This window comes from Mesorhizobium sp. M4A.F.Ca.ET.020.02.1.1 (genome assembly GCF_004022645.1).
Classification (GTDB): Bacteria; Pseudomonadota; Alphaproteobacteria; order Rhizobiales; family Rhizobiaceae; genus Mesorhizobium.
On the sequence record NZ_RZOI01000245.1, the window covers coordinates 1 to 7,662 of the forward strand.

At 66.1% G+C, this 7,662-nt stretch carries 6 protein-coding genes; all 6 read right to left on the reverse strand.

What is annotated here, in order from left to right; genetic code table 11:
• Positions 1-104 precede the first annotated feature (104 nt).
• Positions 105-1,130, reverse strand: coding sequence for a BMP family protein (locus EN742_RS16750; protein WP_126057541.1), 1,026 nt, complete (start codon positions 1,128-1,130; stop codon positions 105-107).
• A 143-nt stretch (positions 1,131-1,273) separates the two neighbouring features.
• Entirely contained in the window at positions 1,274-3,337 is a 2,064-nt protein-coding gene (locus tag EN742_RS16755) for a 3-hydroxyacyl-CoA dehydrogenase NAD-binding domain-containing protein (RefSeq protein WP_128333047.1), read from the reverse strand.
• Between the two features lie 286 nt (positions 3,338-3,623).
• Positions 3,624-4,571 carry an ABC transporter permease gene (locus EN742_RS16760; protein WP_127407528.1) on the reverse strand — a complete coding sequence of 316 codons (948 nt, stop codon included), beginning with the start codon at positions 4,569-4,571 and terminating at the stop codon, positions 3,624-3,626.
• A 3-nt stretch (positions 4,572-4,574) separates the two neighbouring features.
• A complete protein-coding gene (locus EN742_RS16765; RefSeq protein WP_189375383.1) occupies positions 4,575-5,558 on the reverse strand; it encodes an ABC transporter permease in 984 nt (327 codons plus the stop codon).
• 1 nt (position 5,559) lies between these two features.
• The gene (locus EN742_RS16770; RefSeq protein ID WP_127407090.1) at positions 5,560-7,074 is read right to left on the reverse strand and encodes a sugar ABC transporter ATP-binding protein; all 1,515 of its coding nucleotides are present in this window, start codon (positions 7,072-7,074) and stop codon (positions 5,560-5,562) included.
• 46 nt (positions 7,075-7,120) lie between these two features.
• On the reverse strand, positions 7,121-7,662 hold a 542-nt coding region (locus EN742_RS16775; protein ID WP_148670127.1), incomplete at its 5' end, for a substrate-binding domain-containing protein.

Sequence of the window (7,662 nt, forward strand, 5' to 3'; positions counted from 1 at the left end):
CCACAACCGCCTCGACCTATGACTTAGCAAGATGGAGCGCGTCGCGGGCGACCCCTCCCGGCCCTGCGGGCCACCCTCCCCTCGAGGGGGGGGATAAGCCGGCCTCAATCCGAGACCGGCGTGTTCTCGTCGACGTCGACGCGGAAGTTGCCTTCGAGGATCTCGGCCTTCTTCTTCTCGACCAGGTCCTTGACCTCGGCCGGCAGCGTCTTGTCGAACTTGTGATACGGCGCAAGGAACGAACCGCCCTTGGCCATGCGCGAGAAATCGCCATAGTCCTGCGCGGTGAAGACACCCGCCTTGACCAGCTTGATCGCCTGCTCGACCGTCGGGTACATGTCCCACACCGGCCCGGTGATCACCGTATCCGGGCCGAGGCTCGACTGGTCGGACATGTTGGAGATGGCGAGGATCTTCTTCTCCACCGCCGCCTCGATGACGCCGAAGCGCTCGGCATAGATCACGTCGACGCCAGCGTCGATCTGCGCCACGGCGGCTTCCTTGGCCTTCGGCGGATCGAAGAAGGAGCCGATGAAGGCGACCTTCTTCTTGATGTTCGGGTTGACCTCCTTGGCGCCGGCGAAGAAGGCGTTGACCAGCCGGTTCACTTCCGGAATGCCCATCGCCGCCACCGCGCCGACGGTGCCGGACTTCGACATCTTGCCAGCAATCAGGCCGGAAAGGTACGCCGGCTCGTGGATCCAATTGTCGAAGACGCCGAAATTGGGCTCGGCCGGCCCGGCGCCGGAGCCGAACAGCCATGCGGTCTTCGGGAACTGTTTTGCCGTGCGGCGCGACTCGCGCTCGGCGGCGAAGGCATCTCCCAGCACCAGCTGGTAGCCGCCCTGCGCATATTCGCGCATCACGCGGCTGAAGTCGGCGGTCTGCACCTTTTCCGACCATTTGTATTCGATGCCGAGCTCCTTCTCGGCCTTCTGCAGGGCGACGTGGATCTGGTTGTCCCACGGCTCCTCGATCGGCGTGGCGAAGATCGCCGCCACCTTCAGCTTCTTGTCCTTGGCTAAGGCGGCATTCGGCAGCACCGCCGCTGCCAGCCCAAGCGCGCCGAGTTCCAGCACGGTGCGCCGAGACAAGCCGGCGCGTTCAATTTTGCTAGGATCGTCTTTCATGGAAGTGCCCCTCTGGTTGACAGCCGTGTCGAGCCGGCCGTTCTCAGGAATGTCAGACGCTGGACTATGGAACGGTGTCTGAGTTTTGTCCACATGGTCAAATTTGATGTGCTTGGATGCGAAGGAACGCGACGTTGAGCCGTTTACGGGACTTGCCACGACCCCGTCTCCGCGAACCTTCTCAGCACCGGCGCCGGCTCGAAGATCGCCCGGCCGGTCCGCCTATGCCAATGCTCCAGCCGCTCGACGATCTTCGCAGCCCCTTCGAGGCCGGCCCAGAACATCGGCCCACCCTTGCCGATGGGAAAGCCGTAACCGTTCGCCCAGACGACATCGATGTCCGACGCCCGCACCGCAATGCCTTCCTCGAGGATCCTCGCGCCTTCGTTGACCAGCGGATAGAGCGTGCGCTCGATGATCTCGTCGGCGCCGATTTCGCGCCGGGCGATGCCAGGCTCGGCTGCCTTGGCGCGGATCAATTCCTCGACCTCGGGATCAGGGACGGGCTCGCGCGAGCCGCTTTCATAGCGATACCAGCCCCTGCCGGTCTTCTGGCCGAAACGGCCCTGCTCGCAGAGCGTGTCGGCAATCACCGCCGTCTGGCCGCGCGCCTTGCGGTTGCGCCAGCCGATGTCGAGGCCGGCGAGATCGCCCATCTGGAACGGCCCCATCGGCCAGCCGAAATCGGTGAACGCCTTGTCGACCTGGCCGGGCGTCGCCCCTTCGAGCAGCAGGAACTCGTTTTCCGCGCCGCGTGCGGACAGCATGCGATTGCCGACGAAGCCGTGGCAGACGCCGACGACGACCGGCACCTTGCCGATGCGCCGCGCTAGCTCCGCAACCGTCGCCAGCGCGTCGGGCGCGGTCCTATCGGCGCGCACGATTTCCAAGAGCTTCATGACATTGGCCGGCGAGAAGAAATGCATGCCGAGCACATCCTGCGGCCGCGACGTCGAGGCGGCGATCTCGTCGACATCGAGATAGGAGGTGTTGGTGGCAAGGATCGCGCCCGGCCTGGCCACCGCGTCGAGTTTGCCGAACACCACCTTCTTGACCGCCATGTCCTCGAACACCGCCTCTATTACCAGGTCGCAATCGGCAAGGTCGGCATAGTCGGTGCTGCCTTTGAACAGGCCAAGCCGTTGCTGCCTGGCCTCTTCCGTCAGCGAGCCACGGCCGACCGAGACCGCGTAGTTCTTCTCGATCATTGCGAGGCCCCGTTGCAGCGCCTCCTCGCCGGTTTCGAGCAAGGTCACCGGAAAGCCGCCATTGGCAAAGGCCATCGCGATGCCGCCGCCCATCGTGCCGGCGCCGATGATGCCGACGCGGGCGATCTTGCGGCGGGTGACGTCCTTGCCTTGTATCTTGGCCGCTTCCCGTTCGGCGAAGAACAGATGCCGCTGCGCGCGCGACTGGTCGCCGGCAACGAGCTTCACGAACAGCGCGCGCTCCGCCGCCAGCGCCTCATCGAACGGCAGCGTGATCGCATTGCGCACGGCTTCGGCGCAGGCAAGCGGAGCCTCCAGCCCACGCGCTTTCCTGGCAAGCTCGGCCGCCTGACGGTCGAAGGCTGCAAGGTCCGTTTCGGCAACGCGGTCCCTGCGTTCGCGCACCGGCGCGAACGACCCGCCTTTGGCGGCCGCCTCGCCGGCGAACCGGACCGCCTGGGCGATCAGATCGCCGTCGAAGACAGCATCGACGAGGCCCGCGGCTTTTGCTTCGCCAGCCGAAATCGGCGTTCCCGAAACGATCATGCCGAGCGCCTTCGCCGCGCCGACCAGGCGCGGCAGCCGTACCGTGCCGCCGCCGCCCGGCAGCAGGCCGAGCTTCACCTCCGGCAGGCCGAGTTTCGCGCCGGCGTCGGCGACGCGGAAATGGCAGCCTAGCGCCAGCTCGAGCCCGCCGCCCAGCGCCGTGCCATGGATGGCGGCGACCATCGGCTTGGCGATGGTTTCCAGCAGCGCCACAATGGCGCGCAGCTCCGGCTGCTGCACCGGCTTGCTGAATTCGGTGATGTCGGCTCCGGCGACGAAAGTCCGCCCTGCGCACACGATCACGATGGCCCTGACGGTGGCATCGTCGCGCAGCGCGGCCAGCGCCGCGTGAAGTGGCTCGCGGACGTGGAAGCTGAGCGCGTTGACCGGCGGGTTGTCGATTATGACCACCGCCACGCCGTTCTCGTTTGCGACGTTGACAGAATTGGACAAGCGGAACCTCCCGAGACCGGCTGCGATCACGACGGGTTTACTAGGCCGCGCCGCGAATGGGAACCGGATGGCATCGCTGGCACAATGCTTGTCTGGACAAGCCGCGAAAGCGTGCTGAAGAAGGCAACACCAAACGATCCGACGAACTCCGCCGATATTCGGTCAGCCGGAGCCGGACGGCCGCGAAGCGACCAAACTGGGTGCGAACCGGAGCGGAACGCAGGTGAAGTACGTGAGCACCGGAAGCGCAGGAAGCCGCCATTTGCAGGCCGGCCTCACCTGGATATCACCGCAACGCCTTCTCCCCACCTGCCGCCGTTATCACCCCGACGATGATCAGTCCGGTCAGCACCAGCCGCACGCCGGCGCTGACGCCGAACGTGTTGAGCATGGTGAGCAGCAGCACCAGGAACAGGCCAGCGCCCCAGACGCCGGGCACATTGGCCTTGCCGCCGGCGACCGAGGTGCCACCTATGACCACGACGGCGATCGAGGCGAGCAGGTATTCGTTGCCGATGTCGACATTGGCGCCGCGGAAATAGCCGGCGAGCAGCGCCCCGTCGATACCGCCGAGCGCGCCGGACAGCGTGTAGGTGAGGAAGCGGATGCGGCCGACATTGACGCCGGCGAGCCAGGCGGCGCGGATGTTCTGGCCGATCGCCAGCACCGAGCGGCCGTAGATCATGCGCTGCAGCGCCGTTGCCGCGCCGATGGTGAAGAGTACCGTCAGCATCGCCAGCACCGGGATGCCGAGGAATTGCCAGTTGGTGAAGTCGGCGAAACCCGGCGGCGGCTTGATCTGAAGCCCGCGCCCATAGCTGATGTCAATCGACTGTATGATGAAGCTCGCCGACAGGGTTGCGATGATCGGCGGGATGCGGAGCGCCCAGATCAGCAGATAGTTGGCCGCGCCGATCGCAGCCCCGGTGGCGAGCGCCGCGATCAGCCCGACCGCGATCATTGAATCATTGCCGTCCATCACTTTCATGGCGACCGCGCTGGCAAGCCCGATATTGGCCGGCAGCGACAGGTCGACATTGCCGGGTCCGAGCGTGATGACGAACATCTGGCCGACGCCGACGATGACGGTGAAGACGGCCAGCGAAAGTGCCGCCGTGATCATGCCGCCGGCACCATAGCCGCCGGTGAAGACGATGGTCGCCAGCCACACCACGGCTGCGCCGATGAAGGACCAGGTCCACGGTTTGGCCAGCAGCATTCGCAGCGAGGCCATCGCTCACCTCTCCCTGCGGCTGATCAGCACCCGCGCCGCCAGCACGATGATCAGGATGGCGCCGTTGGCCGCCACCTGCCAGTCGGGCGGGATGTGCATGAAGGTCAACAGCGGCGAGGCGGCGAGCGCCAGCGTCAGCGCGCCGATGACGGCGCCGATCGGCGACACCCGGCCGCCGACGAATTCGCCGCCGCCGAGGATGACGCCGGCGATCGACAGCAGCGTGTAGCCGTTGCCAATATTGGCGTCGGCCGAGGTGGTGATGCCGATCAGCGCCATGCCGGAGAGTACCCCAAACAGTCCTGTCAGCGCGAACAGCACGATCCTGGTCTTGAGCAGCGACCAGCCGGCGCGCCGCAGCGCCGCCGCATTGCCACCGGAGCCGCGCAGGATGACGCCATAGGATGTGCGCATCAGGCCGACATGCACCACCGCCGCGATCACCAGCGCGGCGATGATCGGGAACGGAATGAGAGGCGGCTTGAAGGCCATCAGCGATAACAGCCAGTCAGGTGCCTTGCCGCCGGGCTTCGGCAGGACGAGGATGGCGAGGCCCTGCCAGACGAAGCTCATGCCCAGCGTCACCACGATCGAGGGCAGGTTGCGCAGGTGGATCAGCGCGCCGAGCAGCGCATAGACGCCGATCGAGCTCAGCAGCACCGCCACACCGATCAGCGGCGCATCCTTCAGCCAGGTCGCCGTGACGCAGCCGACAAAGCCGACGAAGGTGCCAATCGAGAGGTCGAGCTCATTGCCGGCGATAACGAACATCTGCGCGATCGTGGCCAGGGCGATCGGGATCGCCAGGTTGAGCATCAGGGTGAAGCCGAAATAGGAGATGGCGCGCGGGTTGAGCCAGGCGATCGCCAAAAGCACCAGCGCCAGCGACAAGGCCGGCAACAGGCTGCGCAGCATGCGCGCCCGCGCCGCCGCGCCGCCCCCCGCCGACGACGCCTTCAGCCTGGTTTCGAGTGAGGCCGCCGTCATCTCAGGCCGCATCGCTGAATGAGGACTGGATGATCTTCTCCTCGGTCAGCTCGTCGCGTCCGAGATTGGCGACGATCCGGCCGTTCTTGAAGACATAGACATGGTCGCAATTGTCGAGCTCTTCGGTTTCGGTCGTGTACCAGAGGAAGGTGCGGCCCTTGCGGGCTTCCTCGCGCACCAGATCGTAGACTTCCAGCTTGGTGCCGATATCGACGCCGCGCATCGGGTCGTCCATCAGCACGATCCCGGCATCCGAGCCCAGCGCGCGGGCAAACAACGCCTTCTGCTGGTTGCCGCCGGACAGCGAGTAGATGTTGTTGCTCATGTCGGGCGTGCGGATGCCGATCTTGTTCTTCCAGAATTCGGCAAGCTCGGCCTCGCGCCGCGGCGAGATCAGGAAGCCGCTGCGCAGCCGCGTCAGTGAGCGGATGCCGATATTCTGCGCGATCGACCATTGCGCAAAAATGCCGTCCGACTGGCGGTCACCGGCGACCAGCGCCACCGGCGCGGTCACCTCTATGCCGGTCCTGGCGCGCTGGGCAGCGCCGAAAATCGCCAGCAAAAGGTCGGTTTGCCCGTGGCCGGCGAGGCCGGCGAGCCCGATGATCTCGCCCGCGCGCGCGACGAGCTCCTTGCCGTCCTGCTGCCGCGCCGGACGTGCCTTGACCCGCAGCGGGCCGGCCTCCGCCTTCCTTGTCTCCGCGGCAGTTCTCTGATGCCCTTCGGCGCCGCCCATGGTGGCGACCAGCCGATCGCGGTCGAAGGCGCTTGCGGCGTCGGCGGCGACGACCTTGCCGTCGCGCATGACCACGATGCGGTCGGCGTTCTGCAGCACCTCGCCCAGCACATGCGAGATCAGGATGCAGCTGCCGCCGGAAGCGACGAAGCGGCGCACGAACGCAAGCAGCTGGCCCGCTGTATGCGCGTCGAGCGAGGAGGTCGGCTCGTCGAGGATGACCAGTGCCAGCGGATCCTCGGTCAGCGTGAAGGCGCGGGCCACTTCCACCATCTGCCGCCGGCCGATTGAAAGGTCGCCGGCGATGTCGGAAGCGGAGATGCCGTGGTCCGGAAAGATCTCGTCCAGCTTGGCGGTGATGAGGCCGGCGGCCTTGCGTCGCCAGCCGAAACCGGTGAGCGAAGGATGGTTGATGCGCGTGTTCTCGGCGATGCTGAGGTTCGGGCAGAGCGATAGTTCCTGGAATACGCAGCGTATGCCGAGTTGCTGCGCGCGCGGCACCGAATAGGCCTGCTCGGCGCTGCCGCGCACCGTGATCGCGCCGCTGTCGGGGACAAGCGTGCCCGCCACCATGTGCATCAGCGTCGACTTGCCGGCGCCGTTGTGACCGACGAGACCGACACATTCGCCGGCGCCGACTTGGAAGTCGACGCCGCTGAGCGCCCGGACGGCGCCGAAATGCTTTTCGGCACCGTCCAGTCTGATGATGTCAAAATTGGCGGCGCCGAAATGCTTTTTGGCGCCATCCGGCCTGACTATGTCGGTGTTTGCCTCGGGCATGCTCAACGATATCCGGTTGGCGATGCCGGCGGCAACAGTTCAGCCATCACTTGATGTTGGCTTTGATGGCCGCGATGGCGTCTTCCTGTGTGTATTCGTGCGTAGCGACGCCACCCTCCTTGATCTTCGGCAGGGCCGCTTCGAAATCGTCCTGGGTGAAGGCGAGATACGGCACCAGAAGGTCGTGCGGAATGTCCGTGCGGCCGTCCAGCACCTGCTGCGCCACCCAGAAGGCTAGCGACGAGACGCCGGGCGCGATCGAGGCCGACCAGGTCTGGTAGCCGTCCTTGTCCTTCTGCTCCTTCCACCACTTCAGCTCGTCCTGGCGGTTGCCCATGATGATGGTCGGGCGCGGCTTGCCGGCGGCTGCGAAGGCTTGCGCCGCGCCGTAGCCGTCGCCGCCCTGGTCGACGATGCCGACCACGTCAGGCAGCGACGGCAGGATGGTCGCCACCGCCTTCTGCGCCGTGGTCTGGTCCCAGTCGCCGGTGACCGAGCCGACGATCTTGAACTCGGGATGCGCGGCCACGCCTTCGAGGATGCCGGCATGGATGGCATCGTCGATCGGGGTGCCGGCGAGACCGCGGA